27 protein-coding genes are annotated in these 24,140 nt (G+C 65.9%); 10 read left to right on the top strand and 17 right to left on the bottom strand.

The window, feature by feature from the left end:
* Nucleotides 1–56: 56 nt before the first annotated feature.
* From QW887_RS23205 to QW887_RS23215, 3 genes are all read right to left on the bottom strand, one after another.
* Nucleotides 57–1,346, bottom strand: coding sequence for a pitrilysin family protein (locus QW887_RS23205; protein WP_315751523.1), 1,290 nt, complete (start codon nt 1,344–1,346; stop codon nt 57–59).
* Nucleotides 1,346–2,761, bottom strand: coding sequence for a threonine synthase (thrC, locus tag QW887_RS23210; protein WP_315717913.1), 1,416 nt, complete (start codon nt 2,759–2,761; stop codon nt 1,346–1,348). Before thrC ends, QW887_RS23205 begins: the two co-directional genes overlap by 1 nt.
* Nucleotides 2,762–4,259: 1,498 nt before the next feature.
* The gene (locus QW887_RS23215; RefSeq protein ID WP_316175653.1) at nt 4,260–4,748 is read right to left on the bottom strand and encodes a hypothetical protein; all 489 of its coding nucleotides are present in this window, start codon (nt 4,746–4,748) and stop codon (nt 4,260–4,262) included.
* 242 nt (nt 4,749–4,990) lie between these two features.
* On the opposite strand from QW887_RS23215, the gene QW887_RS23220 reads away from it, so the two are divergent.
* The 4 genes from QW887_RS23220 to QW887_RS23235 all read left to right on the top strand — a co-directional run bounded on the left by QW887_RS23220 (nt 4,991) and on the right by QW887_RS23235 (nt 7,313).
* Entirely contained in the window at nt 4,991–5,314 is a 324-nt protein-coding gene (locus QW887_RS23220) for a heavy metal-binding domain-containing protein (protein ID WP_315717915.1), read from the top strand.
* Nucleotides 5,311–5,538 (top strand): hypothetical protein, encoded by a 228-nt coding sequence (locus QW887_RS23225; protein ID WP_316195047.1) that lies wholly within the window; start codon nt 5,311–5,313, stop codon nt 5,536–5,538. The genes QW887_RS23220 and QW887_RS23225 overlap by 4 nt, the downstream gene beginning before the upstream one ends.
* 267 nt (nt 5,539–5,805) lie before the next feature.
* On the top strand, nt 5,806–6,639 hold the full coding sequence (locus QW887_RS23230; RefSeq protein ID WP_316175651.1) for a PhzF family phenazine biosynthesis protein: 834 nt from the start codon (nt 5,806–5,808) through the stop codon (nt 6,637–6,639).
* 86 nt (nt 6,640–6,725) lie between these two features.
* On the top strand, nt 6,726–7,313 hold the full coding sequence (locus QW887_RS23235) for an NADPH-dependent FMN reductase (RefSeq protein ID WP_316195154.1): 588 nt from the start codon (nt 6,726–6,728) through the stop codon (nt 7,311–7,313).
* Nucleotides 7,314–7,338: 25 nt separating this feature from the next.
* On the opposite strand, the gene QW887_RS23240 is transcribed toward QW887_RS23235, so the two are convergent.
* The 10 genes from QW887_RS23240 to coxB form a co-directional block, all read right to left on the bottom strand.
* Nucleotides 7,339–7,743, bottom strand: coding sequence for a carboxymuconolactone decarboxylase family protein (locus QW887_RS23240; RefSeq protein WP_315827985.1), 405 nt, complete (start codon nt 7,741–7,743; stop codon nt 7,339–7,341).
* Nucleotides 7,682–8,161, bottom strand: a complete 480-nt coding sequence (locus QW887_RS23245; RefSeq protein WP_316195049.1) for a MerR family transcriptional regulator — start codon at nt 8,159–8,161, stop codon at nt 7,682–7,684. The genes QW887_RS23240 and QW887_RS23245 overlap by 62 nt, the downstream gene beginning before the upstream one ends.
* Nucleotides 8,162–8,245: 84 nt before the next feature.
* Nucleotides 8,246–9,007 (bottom strand): SURF1 family protein, encoded by a 762-nt coding sequence (locus tag QW887_RS23250; protein ID WP_316195050.1) that lies wholly within the window; start codon nt 9,005–9,007, stop codon nt 8,246–8,248.
* 205 nt (nt 9,008–9,212) lie between these two features.
* On the bottom strand, nt 9,213–9,602 hold the full coding sequence (locus QW887_RS23255; RefSeq protein ID WP_315717920.1) for a DUF983 domain-containing protein: 390 nt from the start codon (nt 9,600–9,602) through the stop codon (nt 9,213–9,215).
* Between the two features lie 166 nt (nt 9,603–9,768).
* Nucleotides 9,769–10,626: a cytochrome c oxidase subunit 3 gene (locus QW887_RS23260; RefSeq protein ID WP_315751289.1), complete on the bottom strand. Its 858-nt coding sequence runs from the start codon at nt 10,624–10,626 to the stop codon at nt 9,769–9,771.
* A gap of 87 nt (nt 10,627–10,713) precedes the next feature.
* Nucleotides 10,714–11,373, bottom strand: a complete 660-nt coding sequence (locus QW887_RS23265) for a cytochrome c oxidase assembly protein (RefSeq protein WP_409999276.1) — start codon at nt 11,371–11,373, stop codon at nt 10,714–10,716.
* Nucleotides 11,374–11,380: 7 nt separating this feature from the next.
* Entirely contained in the window at nt 11,381–11,557 is a 177-nt protein-coding gene (locus tag QW887_RS23270; RefSeq protein ID WP_315717922.1) for a CoxF protein, read from the bottom strand.
* 20 nt (nt 11,558–11,577) lie between these two features.
* The gene (locus tag QW887_RS23275) at nt 11,578–12,516 is read right to left on the bottom strand and encodes a heme o synthase (protein WP_315751287.1); all 939 of its coding nucleotides are present in this window, start codon (nt 12,514–12,516) and stop codon (nt 11,578–11,580) included.
* A gap of 147 nt (nt 12,517–12,663) precedes the next feature.
* Nucleotides 12,664–14,277, bottom strand: coding sequence for a cytochrome c oxidase subunit I (gene ctaD / locus QW887_RS23280; RefSeq protein ID WP_315717924.1), 1,614 nt, complete (start codon nt 14,275–14,277; stop codon nt 12,664–12,666).
* Nucleotides 14,278–14,344: 67 nt separating this feature from the next.
* Complete coding sequence (gene coxB, locus QW887_RS23285) at nt 14,345–15,181, bottom strand: cytochrome c oxidase subunit II (RefSeq protein WP_316170722.1); 837 nt, start codon at nt 15,179–15,181, stop codon at nt 14,345–14,347.
* A gap of 525 nt (nt 15,182–15,706) precedes the next feature.
* On the opposite strand from coxB, the gene QW887_RS23290 reads away from it, so the two are divergent.
* Nucleotides 15,707–16,288: an invasion associated locus B family protein gene (locus QW887_RS23290; protein WP_409999275.1), complete on the top strand. Its 582-nt coding sequence runs from the start codon at nt 15,707–15,709 to the stop codon at nt 16,286–16,288.
* Between the two features lie 84 nt (nt 16,289–16,372).
* Here QW887_RS23290 and QW887_RS23295 read toward each other — a convergent pair whose 3' ends face one another.
* Nucleotides 16,373–16,873: a GNAT family N-acetyltransferase gene (locus QW887_RS23295; protein ID WP_315751517.1), complete on the bottom strand. Its 501-nt coding sequence runs from the start codon at nt 16,871–16,873 to the stop codon at nt 16,373–16,375.
* 84 nt (nt 16,874–16,957) lie between these two features.
* Here QW887_RS23295 and tldD point away from each other — a divergent pair, with 84 nt between their 5' ends.
* The 4 genes from tldD (at nt 16,958) to QW887_RS23315 (ending at nt 20,177) form a co-directional block, all read left to right on the top strand.
* Nucleotides 16,958–18,382, top strand: coding sequence for a metalloprotease TldD (gene tldD, locus QW887_RS23300; protein WP_316195052.1), 1,425 nt, complete (start codon nt 16,958–16,960; stop codon nt 18,380–18,382).
* An 11-nt stretch (nt 18,383–18,393) separates the two neighbouring features.
* Nucleotides 18,394–19,182, top strand: a complete 789-nt coding sequence (lepB, locus tag QW887_RS23305; RefSeq protein ID WP_409977988.1) for a signal peptidase I — start codon at nt 18,394–18,396, stop codon at nt 19,180–19,182.
* Nucleotides 19,183–19,192: 10 nt separating this feature from the next.
* A complete protein-coding gene (locus QW887_RS23310) occupies nt 19,193–19,531 on the top strand; it encodes an MmcQ/YjbR family DNA-binding protein (protein WP_316165579.1) in 339 nt (112 codons plus the stop codon).
* 76 nt (nt 19,532–19,607) lie between these two features.
* Nucleotides 19,608–20,177 carry a nucleotidyltransferase family protein gene (locus tag QW887_RS23315; protein WP_316195156.1) on the top strand — a complete coding sequence of 190 codons (570 nt, stop codon included), beginning with the start codon at nt 19,608–19,610 and terminating at the stop codon, nt 20,175–20,177.
* Between the two features lie 269 nt (nt 20,178–20,446).
* Here the strand turns inward: QW887_RS23315 and QW887_RS23320 are convergent, their stop codons facing one another.
* From QW887_RS23320 to QW887_RS23330, 3 genes are all read right to left on the bottom strand, one after another.
* Nucleotides 20,447–21,097 carry a PAN domain-containing protein gene (locus tag QW887_RS23320; RefSeq protein ID WP_316195158.1) on the bottom strand — a complete coding sequence of 217 codons (651 nt, stop codon included), beginning with the start codon at nt 21,095–21,097 and terminating at the stop codon, nt 20,447–20,449.
* Nucleotides 21,098–21,347: 250 nt separating this feature from the next.
* Entirely contained in the window at nt 21,348–22,718 is a 1,371-nt protein-coding gene (locus QW887_RS23325; protein WP_316165580.1) for a glutamate--cysteine ligase, read from the bottom strand.
* Between the two features lie 96 nt (nt 22,719–22,814).
* Nucleotides 22,815–23,303: a helix-turn-helix domain-containing protein gene (locus tag QW887_RS23330; protein WP_315717931.1), complete on the bottom strand. Its 489-nt coding sequence runs from the start codon at nt 23,301–23,303 to the stop codon at nt 22,815–22,817.
* 146 nt (nt 23,304–23,449) lie between these two features.
* Here QW887_RS23330 and gstA point away from each other — a divergent pair, with 146 nt between their 5' ends.
* Nucleotides 23,450–24,064 carry a glutathione transferase GstA gene (gene gstA, locus QW887_RS23335; protein WP_315717932.1) on the top strand — a complete coding sequence of 205 codons (615 nt, stop codon included), beginning with the start codon at nt 23,450–23,452 and terminating at the stop codon, nt 24,062–24,064.
* Nucleotides 24,065–24,140: the final 76 nt, after the last annotated feature.

Here is a 24,140-nt window from a genome sequence, read left to right on the forward strand (position 1 = left end):
CCGATGCCGAGCGCTGGCGGATTGCAATGCGCGGACGGCACCGAGCCGCACCACGTTCAGTGCAGTTGGGCTTTCGATCTCGAACCGGTCAGACCTTCGGCGAAAGTGACCGCCGTGTCCAGACCCCTGCCGGTGCCGAGCGCGACGACCGCCGGCTTGCTGCGTGCGAGCAGCGCCCGCGCCGCATCGCGCGTGCTCTCGACGCTGACCGCCTCGATCTTGGCGACCATCTCCTGCAACGTCTGCGGCCGGCCATAGGCCAGGATATGCCGCGCCAATTGCTCGGCACGGGCACTGCAGCTCTCGAGCGCCATCAACAGCCCGGCCTTCATCTGCGCCTTGGCGCGGGCGACCTCGGCCTCGCTCAAGGTCTCCACCGCGTTGCCGATGATGTCGACCACGACCTCCATCATCTCGGGCGCGTCGGCCGGATCGGTCCCGGTGTAGAGGCCGAAGAATCCCGTGTCGCTATAGGGCGCGTGGAACGTGTAGACGGAGTAGCAGAGCCCCCGGTTCTCGCGCACCTCCTGGAACAGCCGGGACGACATGCCGCCGCCGAGGATGTTGGTGAACACCTGCAGCGAGAACAGCGACGGGTCGGCCTGCGGCACGCCTTCGAGCGCGAGCGTCAGATGCGCCTGCTCGAGATCGCGATGCACGACGCGTGAGCCGCCCTTGCCGAATGCCGCCGGCAGCGGCTTCGGCGCCGGCCCGCCATTGAAGCTGGCAAATCGTTTCGTCACGTCTTCGACCACGCGCTGATGATCGACGGCGCCGGCCGCGGCGACCACCATGTCCGGCCCGCGATAATGCGTCGACAGATAGCCGTGCAGCTTGTCGCGATCGAACGCCTCCAGCGTCTTGGCGGTGCCGAGCAGCGAGCGGCCCATCGGCTGGTCCGGGAAGCAGAGCTCGTTGAGATGCTCGAACACGACGTCGTCGGGCGTGTCCTGCGCCGCGCCGATCTCCTGCACGATCACGTTCTTCTCGCGCTCCAGCTCCTCCGGCACGAAGGACGGATTGGCGAGAATGTCGGAGAGCACGTCGAGCGCCATCGGCACGTCGGCCTTCAGCACGCGGGCGTAATAGGCCGTGGTCTCGGTCGAGGTGCCGGCATTGAGATCGCCGCCGACCGCCTCGACGGTCTCGACGATCTCGCGGGCGCTGCGCGTGGTCGTGCCCTTGAACGCCATGTGCTCGAGCAGATGCGAGATGCCGTGCTCGTCCGGCTTCTCGTCGCGGCCGCCGACGCCGGCCCAGACCCCGAGCGCCGCCGTCTCCAGATGCGGCATCGTGTCGGTGACGACCGTCAACCCCGTCGGCAGCTTGGTGACTTCCACGCCCATCATGCAATTCCCTGCTTGGCGGCCCGGCTGACCGAGCGGATGAACTTCTCCACCTCGGCCTGGTCGTTCCGCATGATCCTGATGTCCTCGCGCCTGCTCATCAGCCCTTCGAGCCACACCGGCAAATGCGGCCGCATCCCGCAGGCGGCCTCGACCGCATCGGGGAATTTGGCGGGATGCGCGGTCGACAGAACGATGTTCGGCACCGACAGATCGGTGCCGTCGCGATCGGCCACCGCCAGCGCTACCGCCGTGTGCGGATCGACGAGATCGCCGGCCTCGCGGAAGGCGGCGCGGATCGCGGCCGCGGTTTCGGTCTCGTCGGCGCGGCCGGCGTCGAAATCGGCGCGGATCGCCGCCAGCATGGCATCCGGCAGCACGAAGCGGCCGGACTGCTTGAGGCTGTCCATCAGCCGCCGCACGGTGCCGGCGTCGCGGCCGCCGGCTTCGAACAACAGCCGCTCGAAATTCGACGACACCTGGATGTCCATCGAGGGCGAAGCCGTCGCATGCACTTCGCGCACCTCGTAGATGCCGGTCGTCAGCGTCCGGGCGAGGATGTCGTTGACGTTGGTCGCGACGCGCAACGTGCGCACCGGCAGGCCCATGCGCTTGGCGACATAGCCGGCGAAGACGTCGCCGAAATTGCCGGTGGGCACGGTGAAGTCGACGGCGCGGTGGGGTGCCCCGATCGCGACCGCCGAGGTGAAGTAGTAGACCACCTGGGCGACGACGCGCGCCCAGTTGATCGAGTTGACGCCCGACAGCCTGACCGAATCGCGGAAGCCGTGATGGTTGAACAGGCCCTTCACGATCGCCTGGCAGTCATCGAAATGACCTTCGATCGCCAGCGCATGGACGTTGGCCGCGCCCGACGTCGTCATCATCCGCCGCTGCACCTCGGAGATGCGGCCATGCGGGAACAGCACGATGAGGTCGGCATTGTCGCGGCCGGCGAAGGCCTCGACCGCCGCGCCACCCGTATCGCCTGATGTCGCCACGACGATCGTGGTGCGCTCGCCGCGCTTGGCCAGCACGTGGTCCATCAGCCGCGAGATCAGCTGCATCGCCACGTCCTTGAACGCCAAGGTCGGGCCGTGGAACAGCTCCAGCACGAACTGATGCGGCGCGATCTGGTCGAGCGGCACCACGGCGGGGTGACGGAACGTCGCATAGGCCTCGTTGGCCATGCGGCCGAGCTCTTCGTCGGAAATCTCGCCGGCGACGAACGGCTTGATGACCTCGACGGCGACCTCCCAATAGGGCCGGCCGAAAAACGACGCGATCGTCGCGGGCGTCAGCTGCGGCCAGGTCTCGGGCACGTACAGGCCGCCGTCACGGGCGAGCCCGGTCAGCATCACATCGCAGAAGGTGAGCGCGGGGGCTTCCCCGCGGGTCGAAACATAGCGCGTCAAACCGCTCTCCTGACCTGCGTCACCAGGCCATAACCCGTTGATTGAATTCGAAATCGGAACCGCCTTGCGGCAACATGGTCCGGCACCATAATGGTTTTGACCTTGTTGCGAAACCGGTTGTTGCCGCAGTGATGGTCACGGCTGCGGGTTACGGCGGCGTTACGGAGCATGGGTCAGGGGGCATCGGTTACGAGACTTGGGTCGCAACGGCTGACCCGGGCCGGTCCAGCGGACCATCCGCCCCACCGCTGTCATCCCCGGTTCAACCGGGCGATCCCGTACGCCGCGGCGGCCGCGGTCGACCGCACCGCCGCGGCGTCCCGGATCCCCGCCTTCGCGGGGATGACGGCGGTGGATGTGGCGATCAACCGGGCCGCATTCGCGACTGCCCGACGAAAACATCGGTCGTTCCTCCGTCATTGCGAGCGAAGCGAAGCAATCCAGGGGTGGGGGGCGGAACTCTGGATTGCTTCGTCGCTGTGCTCCTCGCAATGACGTGGAGAGAGCCGACGGCTTCACAGATCGCCCGCCCGCGGAACCGTCTGATCCCGGTCCGCGCAGCTTTGCCTTCTCGCGGCGCGATCGGCGCCCGAGCTCTGCAAGAAATTCTCCCTCCATGAAGCAGAGGGCGCAGGGAAGACCGGATGCCGGCTGGCACCCGCGGCCCCCGTGCGAACAAGAATGCACGGGGCAGGAACCACAGGTTCAGCCAGAGCGACCCGGCCTTCCCTGCGCGATGGCTTACGACTTATACGCGCTCTCCTCGGTGCACCGGGCTTGTTGGCCACCGTCATCGACGCGATGCATGGGCACCAGCGCCAACTTGATACCAGCGTCGGGGTATCAGGACCACGCGACTTCACCGTCCGTGCCGGCCGCACTCGTCAGTTGCAGCCGACCCGTCCATCGCACCCCACCTCACGTCCGTGACGACGCGTACGCCCCTCGCAACGAGGCGGGATAGACAAAGACAACCACGATTTCGGAAAATATGAAAGAGGAATTTTCGCGCAGACTGGACTGGATTGGCTGATGGCGTTGGACCTGCTCGCCAAAAGAAAGTTTCGGAGCAGCCAGGCGTATTAGTTCGCGGTGCGCTCGGGCCTAGATCCTGGCAGCCCGTCGGGCGACTCAGACGAGTGCGGCAGGCGCTGCTCCGCAATGCAGACCGCAGAGCAGCTTCACTCCCGGTGTCGTCCCGTGGAAGCCCGACGACGCGCATGCATCGACGGATGCCGACCAGGGACGACAGCGGAGTTTTGGGGGCGCTGGTCAGTAGCCCGCATGAGCGCAGCGACATGCCGGGTTACGCGCCCAGGTGAGTAAGACGCAGTCGGCAGCCGTCATTGCGAGCCATCCGGTCGCGCATCGCGCGGCCGGATGAACGAAACAACCCGGCTCCATCCACAGATTGCGTCGGCGCAACGATGCCTCGCAATGGCGGGGATAGAGGTCTCCTGACGCTCTCGGTCTGCAGTCATCCGCAGGCCGAGCGGGCTTAGCGCGTCAACTCTCTGTAGCACTCGCGGACTTCGTCCGACTGATCCTCGGCGCTCGGACATGGCTCGATGCGAAAGCATGCGATCCTTTCACGCGACTTATAAATGACGAGCCTCACGCGCTCGGCCGTGTCAGTCGATTTCCCGGCGAGCGCTATGCCAAGTCCCGAATCGTCGCCCGACAGCGCCAACCCATCTGCTTCAAAGGAAACACCGGCTACGCACTCCGCCGGAACATCTGTCCACCCTCCGCCATGCTCGATGCGCATCGATCTTTCCACGCTTGCGCCAAGCTTCTCCGGATTTCGGTTGCAGTTGGGCTTGAGGGCGCGCAGCTCGATCCTTGCGAGATCGTGCCCCTGTTGGTTCTTGAAGCTCAGGATTGCAGCGTCAGGCCTGCACCACGGACCAGAGTTCGCGCGGCATGCCATCGAACTGGAGAGCAGGAGGCACAGGGCTCCGGCGAGCGCGATCATCTTCATCGGCATGAGCTATGATCCGTCATCGATTCCAATAGGGCAGTGAGAGCCTAGCGGCCTGCATGCCTTGCGTTCGACGGAACGAATACGCCCAAACTCAGTGTTAACAAAGCTCAACAGTTTATGGGCTGTAACACCGTCTGGCCGTGGCGCCCTGGCAAGACTTGTGGCTCCCTTGAACCGGAACCGTGGCTGGGTTGTCAAATCCAAGCGCCCCTGCCCGAGCGGGCCAGTATCAGATGGAGCCCCCCATGATCGTCGTAACGACGGAAAACGTGACCGGCCACCGCACGGTGCGGATGCTGGGGCAGTGTTTTGGCGTGGTGGTGCGCAGCCGCGGGCTCGGCGGCAATCTGGTGGCCAGCCTGCGCTCGATCGTCGGCGGCGAAATCCACGAATACACGCAGATGCTGGAGGAGGCGCGGCGCCATGCGCTCGACCGGCTCGTCTCCAACGCCACCTCGATGGGCGCCAACGCCATTCTGATGATGCGTTTCGATAGCGCCGAGATCGGCCAGACCATGAGCGAGATCGTCGCCTATGGCACCGCCGCCGTCATCGAACCCGCGCCGTGATCGATCTCGTGCTCTGGCTCGCGGTCATATCAGCGGTCGTCCTGGTGTGGTTCGTCTTCCGCCAGGGAGGCTACAAGCGCGATGCGCTCTCGGCGCCGCCAGGCCCGGACTGGGTCAAGACCGAGGAGCGTTTCGTCGATCCCACCAGCGGCGAGACGCTGGACGTGTGGTTTCATCCGCGGACCGGCGAGCGGGCGTATGTGAGGGCGGGCCGATCCGTGTAGACCGCGGTCGAACGCGGGAGACCATCGCGCCGACGACACAGGGAAGCCGCGTCACATTCCGCCGTCGTCCCTGCGAACGCAGGGACCCATAACCACCGGCTTCGGTGGGACGACGACTGGCAGTTGCGCTTCACCGATAGATTCCGCGGTATGGGTCCCTGCGTTCGCAGGGACGACAGCGGTGCGTGGAGTCACGTCTTGCACATCTTCACTTGCGAGCGCTGAAAGCCTAGCATCGCCAACACAGAGATCGAGCGCGAGACCTCCATGATCATCCAGCACATCGCAGCCTTCACCGACGGCCCACGCGGCGGCAATCCGGCCGGGGTCGTCATCTGCGAGGCCCTGCCCGAGGCCGCCACCATGCAGGCGACGGCGGCGGAGATCGGCTATTCGGAGACGGCGTTCGCGGCGCCCATCGGCGACAAATGGCGGGTGCGCTATTTCGCGCCGCAGGCCGAGGTGGATTTCTGCGGCCACGCGACGATTGCGCTCGGCGCGGCGCTGGCGAGGCACGAGCGCTCCGGCACGTTCGCACTGACGCTCAACCATGCCGAAATCACTGTCGACGGGCATCATTCGGCGACCGACTGGAGCGCGGCGTTTCGATCGCCGCCGACGCTGACCCGGGCCCTGCCATCTGCGGCGCTCGACAAGATCCTGGCGCTGTTCGGGCTGTCGCAAGACGAACTCGACGAGCGGATCCCGCCGGTGATCGCTCACGCCGGCATGGATCATCCAGTGATTGCCCTGCGCGACCGCAGCCGCCTGGCTGCCATCAGCTACGACTTCGCTCGAGGCCAGGTGCTGGCACAGCGTGAGCGCTTCTGCACCTTCGCCCTCGTGCACGCCGAGACGCCGCAGCTGTTTCACGCCCGCAACCCGTTTCCGTTCGGCGGCGTCTACGAGGACCCGGCGACGGGCGCGGCGGCCGCGGCGCTTGCCGGCTATCTGCGCGAGCTCGCCTGGGTGACCAAGGGGCCGATCGTGATCCGCCAGGGCGAGCACATGGGCGTGCCCTGCTGCCTGCAGGTCGATCTCGACGGCCCTCCAGGCGCGCCGGTCCGGGTGTCCGGGCGAGCCCGGTTGATTCACGCGTGATTTGATTTGAAATCCCGGGGCGCTTGGCTGCCATAGTGCGCGGGCTGCAAGAACGAGCGCTTCGTTCGCCAGCGGAGCACGCCGTGATGATGTCGACCGAGATGCAGCAGGACACATCGCTCATCGTTCTGATCAGCGGCAGCCTGCGCGCCCGCTCGGCCTGCCGTGCAGCGATCGTCGCCGCGGCCGAGCTGGCGCCAGCGGATGTCACGCCGGCGATCTACGTCGGGCTGAGCGAGCTGCCGCACTTCAATCCCGACCACGATTGCGATCCCTTGCCCGAGCCGGTCATTCGCTTGCGCAAGCTGCTCGGCGACGCCCGCGCCGTCATGCTGTCGATCCCGGAATATGCGGGCTCGCTGCCGGGCAGCTTCAAGAACATGATCGATTGGACCGTCAGTGCCGGCAGCCTCTATCGACGGCCGATCGGCTGGATCAACTGCTCGGCCCATGGTGGCGCGCACGACGCCCATGCCGACCTGCGCAGGGTGCTGGAGCGCGCGGGCGCGACGATCGTCGATGAGGCTTGCGTCGCCGTACCGGTGCCGCCGACGGCAATGACCGCAGATGGTCGCATCGCGGCCCCCGACATGCGTGCGGCCATCGCGGATGCGATCGCCGCACTGGCCTTGGCCGCGTCCGCAGGCGATGAGAACACACAGCCATCGTCATGACTGTGCTCACCGCGGGCGCCCGAATTCATGCGGGCTTCGCGTCCGCTTCCGCGAACACCGCCTTGGCCGCGAACAGGCCGTTGAGCGCGGCGGGGAAGCCGGCATAGACCGCCATCTGCATGATCACCTCGGTGATTTCCGCGCGGCTGAGGCCGACATTGAGACCCGCATGGATGTGCACCTTGAGCTGAGGGGTGGCGTTGCCGAGCGCGGTCAAGGACGCGATGGTCGCGATCTCGCGGCTGCGCAGATCGAGGCCGGGGCGTGAATAGATGTCGCCGAACGGAAACTCGATCACGTAGGTCGCGAAATCCGGCGCGATGTCGGCGAGCGCTGCGATCACATTGCGGCCGGCCTCGCCGTCGATGCTATCGAGCGCGCGCCGGCCGCGCGCCAGCCGATCCTGATCGTTGTTGGCGCCGGATGGCATGCCGCCCGGCATCGGGCTCGTCGTCGTGGCCTGGTTGGGCGTGGATCGCGTCATCATCGTTCGTCCTCTCGCTGCTGCCGGCATAGCCGGCGATCTTGCCGTCGAGAACGAGAAGGCAGTCCTGCAGGCTGGCGACCCGCGTCCGGACCGCGTCGCGATGCCGCTCCAGGAGCCGGCGTCGTTCCGGCTCCGTGGCAGCGCCGCCCGCACGCAGCTCGGCGTAGCGCAGCATGTCCCGGATCGGCATTCCCGTGGCCTTCATCCGGCCGAGGAATTCGATCCAGGTCAGGATCGATGCGTCGTAGTCCCGCTGGCGGGCATGATCGCGATCGGCCCTGGGCAGCAGCCCGATCCGCTCGTAGTAGCGGATCGTATGGGGCGTCAGCCCCGACTGCCTGGCCAGCTCGCCGATCTTCATGCGCCCCTATCTCCATTCACGACGCCGCGCAGGCTAGGGGTTCGAGTGCGCTCTAAGTCAAGCGACGTTTCGCGGACTACGGGCTCATCGGTTCGCTGCGCGCCGACCCCGCACCCACACCGCGAACGCGACGATCAACGCGGCGGCCAGAGAGAACCACGTGATCGCGTATTGCATGTGCTCGTCGCGCAGATGCGGCGACAGCGGGCCGGGCTTGGGAATGCCATTGTCGGGCACCGGCGATTCCAGATCGATGTAGAACGGCGCGACCTCGCCCCAGCCGAGCGTCTTGGCCATCGCGCGATGGTCGCGCGTGAACCACAGCCGCTTTTCGCGGCTCTCGGCCGCGGTGAGCAAACCGGCAGCCTCGGGAAAGCGCAGATAGCCGGTCAGGGTCACGGGCTCGCCGGTGACGAGCTTGGCGGTGGCGCGGTCCTGCACCGCGCGTTCCTGCATCGTGTTGGCGACGAAGCCGGCGTCGATCACGACGGTCTCGCCGGACGGCAAGCGCGCCGGGAGGAACGCCCAGGTGCCCGGCCCGGAGACGTCCTCGCGCACGGCGGAGCCGGCGCTGTAGACCATCGCATCGGGCAGTCCGGCGTAGGTCGCGGTGAAGCTGACGCGACGGAATTCGTCGCGTTCCGGAGTGAGCATACGCCATTTGTCTTGTGGCGGCAGCGGTGCGGGCGCAGCAGCAACGCGATCGGTGAGCGCGGCGATCAGCGCATGCTTTTCCGCACGGCGCTGCAATTGCCAGATGCCGAGGCCTGCGAACAGCGCGACCATGACGACGGTGAAGGCGGCGAAGGCGCGGGAGGACGTTTTGCGGCTGGGCGCACTCGTCATTGCGGAGATGTCCGCGGCGAGGTGAACGCTTTGCCGGAGCGAACGGTGCGCTCCCCTCCCCCTTGCGGGGAGGGGTTGGGGGTGGGGGTGGCCCAACAAAGACTGCCGCTGGGGCTACCCCCCTCCCCAGCCCTCCCCCACAAGGGGGGAGGGAGCACACCTTCGGCGCCGCTCAGATGTGCGACTCGCACGCGCAGGCGCCAGCTCATCGCGGCGTCTTGTCCACCAGGCGGCCGGGGGCGGCCTTGTGGTGGAATTGCAGGGCGATCAGCAGCGACTTCATCGCGCGCAACGGCAGCAGCGTCGTCACCAGGATCAGCGGTCCCCAGAGCGCGGCATGGACCCAGAACGGCGGCTGATACTTCACCTCGACGATCAGCGCGGCGCCGACCACGATGGCGCCGGCGAGCATCATGATGAAGATCGCCGGACCGTCGCCGGTGTCGATGAAGGCATAGTCGAGATCGCAGGCTTCGCAGCGCTTGCGCAGGTTGAGGAAGCCGTCGAACAGCTTGCCCTGGCCACAGCGCGGGCAGCGGCAGGCGAGCCCGCGCAGGACGGTCTGGGCCAAAGTGACGGGCGGATGGGTGGTCATGGTGTCTTGCCCCCTGAGCGGCCGGGCGACGCCTCATGGTGATACAACCGGAGGCGACGAGAGCGGATCACATTTCGATCAACCGCCGGGCGCCGCTGCAACGAGAAAGGGCGGCCCGACGGCCGCCCCTTCTTAGCACGTTCGACGGAACCGGTGCGCGCCGGCTTCAGTGCGCGCCGTGGGCCATCGCCTCGGCGCCGTGGCCCCAGACGTAGATGCAGATGAACAGGAACAGCCAGACCACGTCGACGAAGTGCCAGTACCAGGCGGCGAACTCGAAGCCGAGATGCTGCTTGGGCGTGAAGTGGCCGGCATAGGCGCGCGCCAGGCAGACGGTCAGGAAGATCGTGCCGACCAGGACGTGGAAGCCGTGGAAGCCGGTCGCCATGAAGAAGGTCGAGCCGTAGACGTGGCCGGCGAACGAGAACGTTGCGTGGCTGTACTCATAGGCCTGCACGCAGGTGAAGGTGGCCCCCAGGAGGATGGTGAGGATCAGGCCATATTTCAGGCCCTTGCGGTCGCCCTCGAGCAGCGCGTGGTGCGCCCAGGTCACCGTGGTGCCCGAGGTCAGCAGGATCAGCGTGTTGAGCAGCGGCAGGTGCCAGGGATCGAAGGTCTCGATGCCCTTGGGCGGCCAGACGCCGCCGAACAGGGCCTCGCGGGTGGCCTGCACCTCGAAGTTCGGATACAGCGCGGCATTGAAATAGGCCCAGAACCAGGCGACGAAGAACATCACCTCGGAGGCGATGAACAGGATCATGCCGTAGCGGTGATGGAGCTGCACCACGCGGGTGTGGTCGCCCTTGTATTGCGCTTCCTTGATGACGTCGCCCCACCAGCTCGCCATGGTGTAGAGCACGCCGATGGTGCCGATGCCGAATACGATCGGCGCGGCGCCGAACATCTTGTGCATCCAGCCGATCGCACCGAACGCCATGATGAAGGCCGAAACCGAGCCGACGAACGGCCAAGGGCTCGGATCGACGAGATGGTAGTCGTGATGCTTGGCGTGCGCCTCAGCCATGGCAAGTCTCTCCCCAGATCGATGCCGGTCGCGCCGGCACGGTGTCGTTCAACAGCGATGGTCCCCGAATATCGGACGTCCGCGCGGTCATAGGCTGCCCCGCGGTTTGTCCGGCTCGCCCGCCGCGACCGGCTTCGGTGCGTCGCGGACGGGATAGAAGGTGTAAGACAGCGTGATCGTCTTCAAACTGTCGTTCTCGTGATCGGCTGCTATCGCCGGATCGACGTAGAACACCACCGGCATCTCGCGGGTCTCGCCCGGCGCCATGGTCTGCTCGGTAAAGCAGAAGCAGTTGATCTTCTGGAAGTAGGCGCCCGATGTCAGCGGCGACACATTGTAGGCCGCCTGCGCCATGGTGGTGCGCGCCGACTGGTTGGTGACCGTGTAGTAGACCGTGACCACCTCGCCGATCGCGACCTCGATCTCGGTCTTCTCCGGCTCGAACTTCCAGGGCAAACCGCCGGCGACATTGGAGTCGAAGCGCACGGAGATCCGGCGCGCCAGCGGCGCCGAGGATGGCGCTGATGTCGCCACCTGCGTGGTGCCGTTGAAGCCGGTGGCGCGGCAGAACCAGTTGTAGAACGGCACGGCGGCATAGGACGCGCCGACCATCAGCACCACGACGGCGCCGCAGATGCCGCCGACCAGCGCATCGCGGCTGAGGCCGCGGCGCGGCGCGGCCGGCGCGGTCGCCGGAACGATCTGGTCGGTTGTCTCCATCGCGGTCTGCTTCGTCCCGTCCTGCATCACGTCCCTACATCGGCCGATTCAGCACCGCGGGACCCTTCACCATGGTCACCGCGAAGAACAGCACCACCAGGACGCCGAGCGCGAGCGCAATCGCGATCGAGCGGCGACGGCGGCTGCGCAGCTGCGCCTCGGTGAGGACGATGCCCTCTTGCTCGTTCGGATCTGCCATCGTGGTCGCCATGTTTTCCAGTCTCGCGCCTCTTACCAGATCAGCGGCGCGATCATGCGCGCGACCGCTTCGAGTCCGAGCGTAGCGAACAGCACGAACAGATAAAGGATCGAGAAGGCGAACAGCTTGCGGTTGGCGCGTAGCGAGGCGCTGCGCTCGCGCTTGCGGAACACCTCGACCGCGAGCCACAGCATGCCCGTGCCGAGCGCCAGCGAGACGACACCGTAGACGGCATCGAAATAGCCGAGCGGCCACGGCGCGGCGGCGATCGCCACCAGGACGATGGTGTAGAGCAGGATCTGCAGCCGGGTCGCATCGGGGCCGGCGACCACCGGCAGCATCGGCACGCCGGCGCGGGCGTAATCATCGCTGCGGAACAGCGCCAGCGCCCAGAAATGCGGCGGGGTCCAGAAGAAGATGATCAGGAACAGCCAGAGCGGCTCCGGCGCGATCGAGCCGGTGGCGGACACCCAGGCGACCACCGGCGGCAAGGCGCCGGCGGCGCCGCCGATGACGATGTTCTGCGCAGTCCAGCGCTTCAGCCACAGCGTGTAGATGACGACGTAGAAGAAGATGGTGAAGGCGAGCAGCGCACCGGCAAACCAGTTGACGAGGATGCCGAGCGTCAGCACCGAGAAGAACGACAGCGTGATGCCGAAGGCGAGCGCCTCCTGGCGGGTGACGCGGCCGCGCGGGATCGGGCGGTTGGCGGTGCGCGACATCAGCGAGTCGATGTCGCCTTCCAGCGCCATGTTGAGCGCGCCGGAGGCGCCGGCCCCGACCGCGATGCACAGCAGCGAGGTGATGGCGAGCACCGGGTGGAAATGGCCCGGAGCGATCAGCAGGCCGATCAGCGCCGTGAAGATCACGAGCGACATCACCCGCGGCTTCAGGAGCGCGAGATAATCGCCGACATCGGCCTCGGAAATCCGCGGGCCGACGGCAATGGCGTTCTGATCGATGACCGACACGGCGAATCCAGACTTCAATTCACAGACTTCAATTCAAAAGGCTCTGGGGAAAGGGAGTGCCAGAACCGCGCTTCCGGCCCGGCACCAGGCGCGCCACCGGCAGAGATCGACGCGGCGCCGGATGGCGCCGCGTCGGAGAGATCAGGTTCACTGCACCTTCGGCAGCACCTCGAACTGGTGGAACGGCGGCGGTGAGGACAGGGTCCATTCCAGCGTCGTCGCACCCGGTCCCCACGGATTGTTCGCGGCCTGCTGCTTGCGCATGAAGGCGTCGACCACCCCATAGATGAAGATCAGGACGCCGAAGGCCGAGATGTAGGAGCCGATCGACGAGACCAGGTTCCAGCCGGCATAGGCATCGGGATAGTCGATGTAGCGGCGCGGCATGCCCGACAGGCCGAGGAAGTGCTGCGGGAAGAACACCAAGTTGACGCCGACGAAGGTCACCCAGAAGTGCGCCTTCGCGATCGTCTCGTTGTACATGTAGCCGAACATCTTCGGGAACCAGTAGTACCAGCCGGCGAAGATGGCGAACACGGCCCCGAGCGACAGCACGTAGTGGAAGTGCGCGACGACGTAGTAGGTGTCCTGCAGCACACGGTCGACGCCGGCGTTCGCCAGCACGACGCCGGTGACGCCGCCGACCGTGAACAGGAAGATGAAGCCCACGGCCCACAGCATCGGCGCGCGGAACTCGATCGAGCCGCCCCACATCGTGGCGATCCAGGAGAAGATCTTCACGCCGGTCGGCACCGCGATCACCATGGTGGCGGCGACGAAATAGGCCTGCGTCGCCGAGGACATGCCGACCGTGTACATGTGGTGCGCCCACACCACGAAGCCGATGCCGCCGATCGCGACCATGGCGTAGGCCATGCCGAGATAGCCGAACACCGGCTTGCGCGAGAAGGTCGACACGATCTGGCTGATCATGCCGAAGCCGGGCAGGATCAGGATATACACTTCCGGATGGCCGAAGAACCAGAACAGGTGCTGGAACAGCACCGGGTCACCGCCGCCGGCCGGATCGAAGAAGGTGGTGCCGAAATTGCGGTCGGTCAGCATCATCGTGATGGCGCCGGCGAGCACCGGCAGCGACAGCAGCAGCAGGAAGACCGTCACCAGGATCGACCACACGAACAGCGGCATCTTGTGCAGGGTCATGCCCGGCGCGCGCATGTTGAAGATGGTGGTGATGAAGTTGATCGAGCCGAGGATCGACGACGCACCGGCAAGGTGCAGCGACAGGATCGCGAAATCCACCGCCGGTCCGGGATGGCCCGAGGTCGACAGCGGCACATACATCGTCCAGCCGGCGCCGACGCCGTTGGCGCCGGGCTCGCCCTCGACGAAGGTCGAGGTCAAAAGCAGCGCGAACGAGGCGGGCAGCAGCCAGAACGAGATGTTGTTCATGCGCGGGAACGCCATGTCCGGCGCGCCGATCATCAGCGGCACCATCCAGTTGCCGAAGCCGCCGATCATCGCCGGCATGACCATGAAGAAGATCATGATCAGGCCGTGCGAGGTCACGAACACGTTGTAGGTGTGGTTCTCGTGGAACAGCTGCACACCCGGATACATCAGCTCGATGCGGATCGCGACCGACATGGCGAGGCCGATGATGCCGGCGCACACCGCGAAGATCAGATACATCGTGCCGATGTCTTTGTGGTTGGTCGAATAGATCCAGCGCCGCCATCCGGTCGGATGGTCGTGCGCGTGATCGTCATGGCCGGTCAGGGTCGTCGCGTTCGTCGCCATTGTCCAATCCTCAGTGTCCCCGTGGACCGCCAAGGCGGCCCTCAATCTCAGCGTTCATCCCGCTCGGCTACTGCGACACGCCCGCAGCCGACGCATAGGTGCTCGTGGGCGCGCTGGCGTACTTCTTCTTGGCGTCCTCGACCCAGGCGGTGAATTCCTGGTCGCTCACGACGCGCACCGCGATCGGCATGTAGGCGTGGTCCTTGCCGCACAGCTCCGAGCACTGGCCGTAATACATGCCGACCTTGGTCGCCTTGAACCAGGTCTCGTTGAGGCGGCCGGGAATGGCGTCGATCTTGACGCCGAACGACGGGATCGCCCAGGAGTGGATCACGTCGGCGCCGGTGGTCTGGACGCGAATCACCTTGTTGACCGGCACGACCATTTCGTTGTCGACGGCGAGCAGGCGCGGCTGCTTGTCCTGCGCCAGCAGCGAGTCGAACTCGAACTTGCCGTTGTCGGGATAGGCGTAGCTCCAGTACCACTGCTTGCCGGTGGCCTTGATGGTCATATCAGCCTTCGGCACATCGAGCTCGAGGAACAGCAGCCGGAACGACGGCACCGCGATCATGACCAGGATCAGCACCGGGATCAGCGTCCAAGCCACCTCGATCAGCGTGTTGTGCGTCGTCCGCGACGGCACCGGGTTGGCGCGCGCGTTGAACTTGACCACCACGGCGACCAGCAGCGCCAGCACGAACAGCGTGATGATGGTGATGATCGTCAGCAGCAGGCCGTGGAACCAGGTGATGTTCTCCATCACCGGCGTCGCAGCCTCCTGCAGCTTGACTTCCCATGGCGCCGGCTGGCCCGTTTCAGCAAACGCCGCTCCACCCGACACGAGCGTCATGCCCGTTACGGCCAACCCCAGCAAGGCGCCCAATTGGCCTTTCGACATCTTCATGCCGTCGCGCTCCCTTCAGAACTTTCCCCCTCAGCGCACCGCCCGCTTCACGCAGCGGCGCGCCGTTCGATCCGCTCTCCTGACAAATGGCCTTCGGGCGGATGCATAGAAAAGCACCTGGGCCAGTTCACTGGAATGACGAAATCTTTCTTCTCAAACCATAATTCTTGATCTATCGCAATGCAGTCTTGCGCCGGATATCGCGCGCGGCGCTGTTCGTCGCGACAAGCGTATTTTCCGGGAGATTGCCGCATGCCGCGATTTCGCGGGCAACGGGCGCTTGACAGGCGTGCGGCGCGATGTAGGCAAACGGGACACGGCCGTTTGCGAGGCTGATTCGGCGAGGCGCAGCGGCAGCGCCCACCAGGGTGCGGCCATATTTGGTATCGTTTCGTGCCGTACGCCGGTGACGCTGTCCTCAAGACGCCATCATTGCCGTATCATGGCGTCGGACGCGCAGATCACCCACAGGAAATTGTCATGGCACCGACCCGGATCAGGGTTTCAACGGACAGGACAGCTGACATGTCGACCCCAGCTGCGAATGACTCGCGCCGTTTGTACCGATTCAGCGCGGTGCGTGCGCGACTCGCGCGTGTTGCCGCGATGACCTCCGCGGCGACCGCGGTCGCGATGATCGCTGCGACGGTGATCGGCCTGCCGCACGCCGCATTGGCGCAGGGCGCGGTGCGCTCGGTGCATGGCGACTGGCAGATCCGCTGCGACACGCCGCCCGGCGCGCAGAGCGAGCAGTGCGCGCTGATCCAGAGCGTCGTGGCCGAGGACCGTTCCAATGCCGGCCTCACCGTGATCATGCTGAAGACCGCAGACCAGAAGAGCCGGCTGATGCGCGTGGTGGCGCCGCTCGGCGTGCTGCTGCCGTCCGGCCTCGGCCTGAAGCTCGACAACCAGGACGTCGGCCGCGCCGGCTTCGTGCGCTGCCTGCCCAATGGCTGCGTCGCCGAGGTGGTGCTGGAGGACAAGCTGCTCGGCCAGCTCAAGACGGCGAAGACGGCGACCTTCATCATCTTCGAGACGCCGGAGGAAGGCATCGGCTTCCCGCTGAGCCTCAACGGCCTCGCCGAAGGCTTCGACAAGCTGCCCTGACGTCGGCCGCGATTGACAGACTCTTCGCAGCACGATGCCGTGATCGAGCCGTGAGTTCGCGCGTCTGAATGCGCGCCCGCGGCCTCAGCGCCGCCCGTCGAGCGCCAGCGCCATCACCAGCAGGGTCTTGTCGAACCCGTCATCGCCGGGCTCCCGCGGCTGCACCGCCTTGAGCAGGAATCCGGCCTTCTGGTACAGCCTGATGGCGTTGGTGTTGCTGCGGTAAACCGTGAGCTCGACACGCGAGAAGCCGGCCACCCGCGCCGCCTCGAGCGCCGCCGCCATCAGTCGTCTGCCCAGGCCCTGGTGCCGGAACTGCGGCATTAGGCCCATGCCGAGCACCCCGATCCGGGCATCGATTGGCCCCGATTTGGGCGTCACATCGCACCAGCCGACCACCTCCCCGGCCGAGAGAGCAACGAATTGCGGATATCCCTCGTGGATGTTGTTCAGAATGAAGGCGCGCGTCGACTCCAGCGGCGGCGCCTGCACGAACGACAGATAGCGCCGTTCGCGCGCGACGTAATCGAGCGTGCGGTGGAAGCTCTCGATGTGAGCGGACGTGATGGGAACGATCTCAACCATGTCAGTTCGGTAATCATCCAGCCCCTCGCGCCCCGGCGTCAAAACAACTATCTTGGAATGAACGCTCCGACAACGGATTGACCCATGACTGCTCCCACCACTTCCCTGCTCGAACGCGCCAATCTGGACCGTGATACGGTCCGGAGCGAGGTCGCGCGTGGCCTGGCTGGCGCCGATGACGGCGAATTGTTCTTCGAATACAGCCAGACCGAAGCGCTGACCTTCGACAATGGCCGGCTGAAGCAGGCGACCTATGACACCAGCCAGGGATTCGGCCTGCGCGCGGTGAAGGACGATGCAGTCGGCTATGCCCATTCCTCCGACGTCTCGCTGCCGGCGCTGATGCGCGCCGCCGATGCCGTCAGCGCCGTGCGCGGCGGCTATTCCGGCACGTTCGCGAGCCCGCCGCCGCACACCAACGTCCGGCTCTATGGCGACGATAATCCGCTGGACGCTCCCGGATTCGAAAGCAAGGTCAAGCTGCTCGGCGAGATCGACGCTTACTTGCGCGACAAGGATCCGCGCGTGCGCCAGGTGACCGTGAGCCTCGGCGCAACCTGGCAGGTCGTGGAGATCCTGCGGCCCGACGGCGAGAGCTATCGCGACATCCGCCCGCTGGTGCGCGTGAACGTCTCGGTGGTCGCCGGCCAGGGTGATCGCCAGGAGACCGGCAGCAAGGGTTATGGCGGCCGCGAGGCCTATGCCCGCTTCATCGAGACCAAGGCGTGGCGCGAGGCCGCCGACGGCGCGCTGCGCGAGGCCCTGGTCAATCTGGAATCGGTCCCCGCTCCCGCCGGCGAGATGGACGTCGTGCTCGGCGCCGGCTGGCCCGGCGTGATGCTGCATGAAGCCGTCGGTCACGGCCTCGAGGGCGACTTCAACCGCAAGAAGACCTCGGCCTTCGCCGGGCTGATGGGCAAGCCGGTCGCCGCCAAAGGCGTCACCGTGGTCGATGACGGCACCATGGCCTCGCGCCGCGGCTCGCTGTCGATCGACGACGAGGGCACGCCGACCAGCCGGACCGTGCTGATCGAGGACGGCATCCTGGTCGGCTACATGCAGGACCGCCAGAACGCGCGGCTGATGAACATGGCGCCGACCGGCAACGGCCGCCGTCAGGGCTACGCGCACGTGCCGATGCCGCGCATGACCAACACCTACATGCTGGCGGGCGAGCGCGATCCGGCCGAGATCATCGCCTCGGTCAAGAACGGCATCTATGCCGTCAATTTCGGCGGCGGCCAGGTCGACATCACCTCGGGCAAATACGTCTTCCAGTGCACCGAGGCCTACAGGATCGAGAACGGCAAGATCGGTGCGCCGGTGAAGGGCGCGATGCTGATCGGCAACGGCCCGACGGATTTGAACCGCATCAGCATGATCGGCAACGATCTGTCGCTCGATACCGGCATCGGCACCTGCGGCAAGAACGGCCAGGGCGTGCCGGTCGGCGTCGGTCAGCCGACGCTTCGCATGGATCGCATTACGGTGGGAGGCACGGGCCGATGAGCCTTGAGAAGATGTCCACGGACAAGACCACCAAGGCGACGCGCGCGGGCGGCGTCCGCAAGGAAAGCACCTGGGGCGGCCAGCTCGCGCAGCTCGTCGCGGTCGTCATGGTGGTGTTCGTCGCCAAGGGCGCCATCGCCGAGCCGTTCTACGTGCCGTCGGGCTCGATGGAGCCGACCCTGATGATCGGTGACGCCCTGCTGGCGTCGAAATTCCCCTACGGCTACGGCACCTCGTCGCTGCCGATGCAGATTACGCTGCCGGAGACGGGACGCCTGTTCGGCGAGACGCCGAAGCGCGGCGACGTCGTCGTGTTCCGCTGGCCGGGCGACAACTCGCAGGCCTGGGTCAAGCGCGTCGTCGGCCTGCCCGGCGACCGCATCCAGATGCGCCAGGGCCAGCTCTACATCAACGGCCAGGCCGCGGCGCTCAAGCCCGACGGCATCGGCGATGCCGAGGACGACACTGGCCGCAACGAGCCGGCCTATCGCTACGTCGAGACGCTGCCGAATGGCGTGTCGCACCTGATCTTCAAGATGCGCGACAACGGCCGGCTCGACAACACGCCGGAGGTGACGGTGCCGCCCGGCAAGCTGTTCGTGCTCGGCGATAACAGAGACAACTCCGCCGACAGCCGCGTGGCCTTGCGCGACGGCGGCGTCGGCCTGCTGCCGATCGACAACCTCGTCGGCCGCGCCGATGCCGTGGTCGGCTCCTGGGACCTCGGCTTCAAGAACCAGCCGGTTTGGGCCTGGCTGTCCGGCTTCCGGCTCGATCGCTTCTTCACCGCGGTGCGCTGAGCGAACGCCGATGACCTTCGACGATGTCAGGGCGCTTGCGCTGGCATGGCCGGAAGTCGAGGCCGGCACGTCCTATGGGACACCCGCGCTGAAGGTGCGCAAGGAGATGCTGGCGCGCCTGAAGGAGGACGGGGACAGTCTCGTCCTTCCGGGCGTGCCGCCGGACGAACGCGCGATGCTGGTGGAAAGCCGGCCGAAGCTGTTCTACGTCACCGATCACTACCGCGACTATCCGATCGTGCTGCTGCGCCTGTCGAAGGCGAGGCGCGCCGACGCAGAGCCGCTGTTGCGCCGGCAGTGGCGGGCGCTGGCGTCGAAGAAGGCGCTCGCCGTGTTCGATCGCAGCTGAAACGGGCTGCACGCCGTCCTCCATCTCGTGTATTGAACGTGTCGACGGCACCCATGTTCTGATGCCTTCGACCATCATGACCAAGGACGATTTCATCGCAGCCGCACTGCGCAACCCCGTCAACACCGCGATCATGCGCGTGCTGCGTGAAACGGCCGTGCCCGATGCCTGGGTCGTCGCCGGCTGCCTGACTCAGAGCGTCTGGAACGTGCGCACCGGCCGTCCGATCGATCACGGCATCAACGACTACGACATCTTCTATTTCGATCCGGATACGTCGTGGGATGCTGAGGACGCCGTCATCCGGCGCATCGCATCCTACCTCCATGACATCGAAGCCAAGGTGGAGGTGCGCAACCAGGCCCGCGTCCATCTCTGGTATCCCACCAAGCACGGTCGTCCCTACCCCGCCGTGTCGCGATTAACCGATGGAATCGACCGGTTTCTCACCGTCAACACGCAGGTCGGGCTCCGCCCCGTTACCGATGGATATGAGCTCTATGCGCCCAGGGGCCTCGCTGACATCGCGCAGATGATCGTGCGGCCGAACTACACGGCCAACTTCTCGGCGACGAACTACACGGCCAAGGCGGACCGCTGGAAGACGCTATGGCCGGAGATCACAGTGATAGCCGCGGCGGATTGAGCGCGACCAGACAGGATCGGGAGCCCCCTCTCTCATCCGTCATTCCGGGGCGCGCGCAGCGCGAGCCCGGAATCCATAACCACCATCGTGATTATGGATTCCGGGCCCGTGCCGCTGCGCGTCACGTCCCGGAATGACGACTGAGTTTGGCGCGCCACCGGTGCACGATGCTTCTTCGACATCGCATCTTCAGTTGGCATCATTGCGAGAGCTCGCAATAACGGTGGCTCTGACGATCGACAAGAAGGAGCGAGACTCATCGCCCCGCGCTATCGCACGACGCCTGACGTGAACCCCGCCCGCCGGCGCGGCGGCTTGATTTCCTTCTTCAGAAAGCAATGCGCTTCCTTGCCGGCGTAGCCGGGCCGCGCAAAGGTCCAGGCGCGGCATTTGTTGTCGCCGGTGCAGGCGGCCTTGCAGATGTCCTCGGCGTCGGCGACCTTCTCTTCCTTCTTGTCCGCGGCCTTGTCGCTGCCCTTGTCAGCGGCCTTCTCGGCCTTCTCGCCGCCCTTCAGATCGGTGGTCTTGATGTCGAAGCTGCGGTAGTCGCCGCCGGGACGGTCGATCGACGTCTCGACCGCATCATTGCGGATCTCGACGACGCCCGCGCCGCGCACGCCGGAAACGCAGCAATTGTCCGGCACGCGCGCCGGCACGCTGTTCTTCAGCCAGCACACCGCGCCCGCTTCCATCACGGTCGGATAGTTGAAGCTCCAGGCGCGGCAGCGCCGGTCGTGCTCGCACAACAGCGCGCAATCGGCCGGGTCGCCGGAGGCGATCGGCGCGCTCATGTAGTCGCCGCCGGGACGATCGGAATAGGTCTGGGCTGAAGCCGGCGTCAGGCACGCAGCCGCGAACAGGCACGCCAGTACCCTCAGCCATGCCCCGATGAAGCGCCCCACGCGCCGCCGCTGAACCATCCGACCCATTGTTAATGTTCGAGTTTTCTTACGAGTTTTTAGGCAGTCATTTGATCGCCACGAACCTGTATGGCGGATGAACGGCCCGGACCGGTGGGAGCTGCGGAAGGCAAAGCAGCGGCGCCCAGGCGCTGAATCGAACCTGGGACACAAATCGCAACAAAAAACAGCGGACCCGTGCCGCCAACCGCCTCAACGCGGAACAGGCGACGCAGCGAACCTGCGACGGCTGCAGGCTCGGCCGTTCCGATCAGAACGCATATTCGTCGTAGGCCGGCTCGACCGAGCCGCCCCACGGGCCGTCGAACTTCTCCAGCATCTCCTCGGCCGGCGAGCGGCCGCAATCGATGATCTGATCGAGCGGCTCGAGAAAGCGGCTCTCGTCGCGGCCGAGATGGTCGATGCGACTGCGCCGGCGGAGACCGAGATGCGCCAGGGTCAGGCATTCCTTGGCGATCTCGAACACGTAGCGGTTGCGAACACGCGCCTTGAAGCCGAGGCGCGGCACGTCGTCGCGCAGGTTCTGGCGCTCGAACGCGGACCAGGTCTTGACCAGGTCCCACGCCGCGTCGAGGCTGACGTCGTCGTAGAGCAGGCCGACCCAGAACGCCGGCAGCGCCGGCAGCCGGCCCCATGGCACACCGTCGGCACCGCGCATTTCCAGGTAGCGCTTCAGGCGCACCTCCGGGAAGATCGTCGAGAGGTGATTGGCCCAGTCCGACAGCGTCGGACGCTCGCCCGGCATCGCCGGGTTCTTGCCTGCGAAGAAGTCGCGGAACGAGGTGCCGGAGACGTCGATATAGGTCTCCTCGCGTTTCACGAAATACATGGGAACATCGAGCGCGTAGTCCACCCAGCGCTCGAAACCCATGCCATCCTCGAACGCCCACGGGATCATGCCCGAGCGCTGATTGTCCGTGTCGCGCCAGATCTCGGAGCGGAACGACAGGAAGCCGTTCGGCTTGCCTTCGGTGAACGGCGAATTGGCGAACAGTGCGGTCGCGATCGGCTGCAGCGCCACCGAGACCCTGAGCTTCTTGACCATGTCGGCTTCGGAAGAGAAGTCGAGATTGGTCTGCACGGTGCAGGTCCGGTACATCATGTCGAGGCCATAGCGGCCGACCTTCGGCATGTAGCTGGTCATGATCTTGTAACGGCCCTTGGGCATCAGGGGTATTTCGGCGCGCGACCAGGACGGCGTCATGCCCAGGCCGAGAAAGCCGATGCCGAGCGGAGTCGCGATCTCGCGGACCTGCGCCAGATGCGCCATCAGTTCCGCATGCGTCTGGTGCACGGTCTCGACCGGCGCGCCGGACAGCTCGAACTGGCCGCCCGGCTCCAGCGAGATGGCGCCGCCGCCGGTCACGTCATAGAGCCCGATGATGTTGCCGCGCTCCATGATCGGCTCCCAGCCGAGCAGGAGCTTCATGCCTTCGAGCAGCGCGCCGATGCCGCGCGCGCCCTCGTAGGGCACGGGGCGATGACCGTCGAGCGTGAACGGCGTCTTCTCGTGCTCGGTCCCGATGCGGAAGGCGGACGGCGGCTTCACGCCGGCCGCGAGCCACGCCACCAGTTCGTCGCGCGACTGCAGCGGGGTCATATCGATCTGGTCACGCGCCATGGGAGTCTCGGTTCAGAAGCGCTTCGAGGGTCGCGCGTGGTGACAGGAAGGGCCGCGGACCCCAGGGGGCCGCGGATGTGAATGGGAACGGATGCTTCATCGGGTCGCCGCGCCCTCTCCGGCCGCCAACGGAGCGGCCTGACCACAGGAGCAGCCAAGGCGATCCAGCAGCATGCAAAGCTTGGCAGCGTCGGTATCCGACAGCTTGGAGCCGACATGCTTCTCGATCGCGGCGGAATAGGCCGACCACATCCGCTTCTGCAGTTCGCGTCCGGCCTCGGTGATCTCGACGAACTGGCCGCGCTTGTCCATCTTGCATTCGCGCCGGACGACCAGACCTTCGTCGACCAGCCGGTCGATCAGCCGGGAGGTGGAATATTGCGGGATCAGCATCTGCCGCTCCAGCTCGACCGGGCGCAGCTCGCCCGCGGGCGCCCGGGACAGCTCCAGCAGCGCATCATACCAGGCGAGCGGCGGAAAACCGGCCTTCTTCAGCTCCTGCTCGACGCAGTCCAGCACCCGGCTCTGGACCCGCATCAGGCGGATCCAGGCGGCGGTCGCCTCGGTCGATGGTTTGCGTTTCATGGGCCGGCTCGTATCCTCGGATGCGCAGTCTAGCGCATTCGATGCAGCTGCATCAATCTTGACTATTCCATGCACCTGCATGTAAGGGCGGGTGCGACCGCTCGATAGGTTCCAAGGACAAAACGGTCTCACGGAGGGAATACAAGATGAAGCTTTATTATTCACCCGGCGCCTGCTCGCTCTCGCCCCATATCGCCCTGCTCGAAGCCGGCCTGCCCTACGACCTGGTCAAGGTCGATCTGCGCGCCAAGACCCTGGAAAATGGTGACGATTACCTGAAGATCAATCCGAAGGGCCAGGTGCCGGCGCTGGGGTTGCCGAGCGGGGAGATCGTGACCGAAGGCCCGGTGATCGTCCAGATGATCGCCGACCAGGCGGCGACCAAGAACCTCGCCCCGGCGCGCGACAGCGGCGAGCGCTACAAGCTGCTGGAGTGGCTGAACTTCATCACCTCCGAGCTGCACAAGAATTTCGGCCCGATGTTCTCACCGGTGCTCGCCGACGACGCCAAGGCGTTCTTCAAGGACCGCGTGATGGGCAAGTTCAAATACATCGACAGCCAGCTCGCCGGCCGCGACTACCTGATGGGCCAGCAATTCACGGTGGCCGACGGCTATTTGTTCACCATCCTGACCTGGGCGGACCGGATGAAGTTCGACCTGTCGGCGATGCCGAATCTCGTGGCCTACAAGAACCGCGTCGCCGCACGGCCGAAGGTGCAGGAGGCGCTGACCAAGGAAGGGCTGATGAAGGCGGGGTGAGCGAGATCTTGAAAGAACTCGCTGTTGCTTCTCGGGCAGTGTGTTCTCTCCCCCCTTGTGGGGGAGAGATAGAGAG

Source organism: Bradyrhizobium sp. SZCCHNRI3052, from assembly GCF_032484895.1.
GTDB lineage: Bacteria > Pseudomonadota > Alphaproteobacteria > Rhizobiales > Xanthobacteraceae > Bradyrhizobium.

Coding starts and splice junctions, on each gene's coding strand:
- QW887_RS23235 (WP_316195154.1), top strand. CDS start 6,726: ATGATGTCGACCGAGATGCAGCAGGACACATCGCTCATCGTTCTGATC.
- lepB (WP_409977988.1), top strand. CDS start 18,394: ATGTCCACGGACAAGACCACCAAGGCGACGCGCGCGGGCGGCGTCCGC.
- QW887_RS23320 (WP_316195158.1), bottom strand. CDS start 21,097: ATGGTTCAGCGGCGGCGCGTGGGGCGCTTCATCGGGGCATGGCTGAGG.
- QW887_RS23295 (WP_315751517.1), bottom strand. CDS start 16,873: ATGGTTGAGATCGTTCCCATCACGTCCGCTCACATCGAGAGCTTCCAC.
- QW887_RS23240 (WP_315827985.1), bottom strand. CDS start 7,743: ATGCCATCCGGCGCCAACAACGATCAGGATCGGCTGGCGCGCGGCCGG.
- QW887_RS23310 (WP_316165579.1), top strand. CDS start 19,193: ATGACCTTCGACGATGTCAGGGCGCTTGCGCTGGCATGGCCGGAAGTC.
- tldD (WP_316195052.1), top strand. CDS start 16,958: ATGACTGCTCCCACCACTTCCCTGCTCGAACGCGCCAATCTGGACCGT.
- QW887_RS23265 (WP_409999276.1), bottom strand. CDS start 11,373: ATGCAGGACGGGACGAAGCAGACCGCGATGGAGACAACCGACCAGATC.
- QW887_RS23250 (WP_316195050.1), bottom strand. CDS start 9,007: ATGACGAGTGCGCCCAGCCGCAAAACGTCCTCCCGCGCCTTCGCCGCC.
- QW887_RS23220 (WP_315717915.1), top strand. CDS start 4,991: ATGATCGTCGTAACGACGGAAAACGTGACCGGCCACCGCACGGTGCGG.
- QW887_RS23325 (WP_316165580.1), bottom strand. CDS start 22,718: ATGGCGCGTGACCAGATCGATATGACCCCGCTGCAGTCGCGCGACGAA.
- QW887_RS23255 (WP_315717920.1), bottom strand. CDS start 9,602: ATGACCACCCATCCGCCCGTCACTTTGGCCCAGACCGTCCTGCGCGGG.
- QW887_RS23205 (WP_315751523.1), bottom strand. CDS start 1,346: ATGGGCGTGGAAGTCACCAAGCTGCCGACGGGGTTGACGGTCGTCACC.
- QW887_RS23215 (WP_316175653.1), bottom strand. CDS start 4,748: ATGCCGATGAAGATGATCGCGCTCGCCGGAGCCCTGTGCCTCCTGCTC.
- QW887_RS23270 (WP_315717922.1), bottom strand. CDS start 11,557: ATGGCGACCACGATGGCAGATCCGAACGAGCAAGAGGGCATCGTCCTC.
- QW887_RS23245 (WP_316195049.1), bottom strand. CDS start 8,161: ATGAAGATCGGCGAGCTGGCCAGGCAGTCGGGGCTGACGCCCCATACG.
- ctaD (WP_315717924.1), bottom strand. CDS start 14,277: ATGGCGACGAACGCGACGACCCTGACCGGCCATGACGATCACGCGCAC.
- QW887_RS23315 (WP_316195156.1), top strand. CDS start 19,608: ATGACCAAGGACGATTTCATCGCAGCCGCACTGCGCAACCCCGTCAAC.
- coxB (WP_316170722.1), bottom strand. CDS start 15,181: ATGAAGATGTCGAAAGGCCAATTGGGCGCCTTGCTGGGGTTGGCCGTA.
- QW887_RS23330 (WP_315717931.1), bottom strand. CDS start 23,303: ATGAAACGCAAACCATCGACCGAGGCGACCGCCGCCTGGATCCGCCTG.
- QW887_RS23290 (WP_409999275.1), top strand. CDS start 15,707: ATGTCGACCCCAGCTGCGAATGACTCGCGCCGTTTGTACCGATTCAGC.
- QW887_RS23260 (WP_315751289.1), bottom strand. CDS start 10,626: ATGGCTGAGGCGCACGCCAAGCATCACGACTACCATCTCGTCGATCCG.
- QW887_RS23230 (WP_316175651.1), top strand. CDS start 5,806: ATGATCATCCAGCACATCGCAGCCTTCACCGACGGCCCACGCGGCGGC.
- gstA (WP_315717932.1), top strand. CDS start 23,450: ATGAAGCTTTATTATTCACCCGGCGCCTGCTCGCTCTCGCCCCATATC.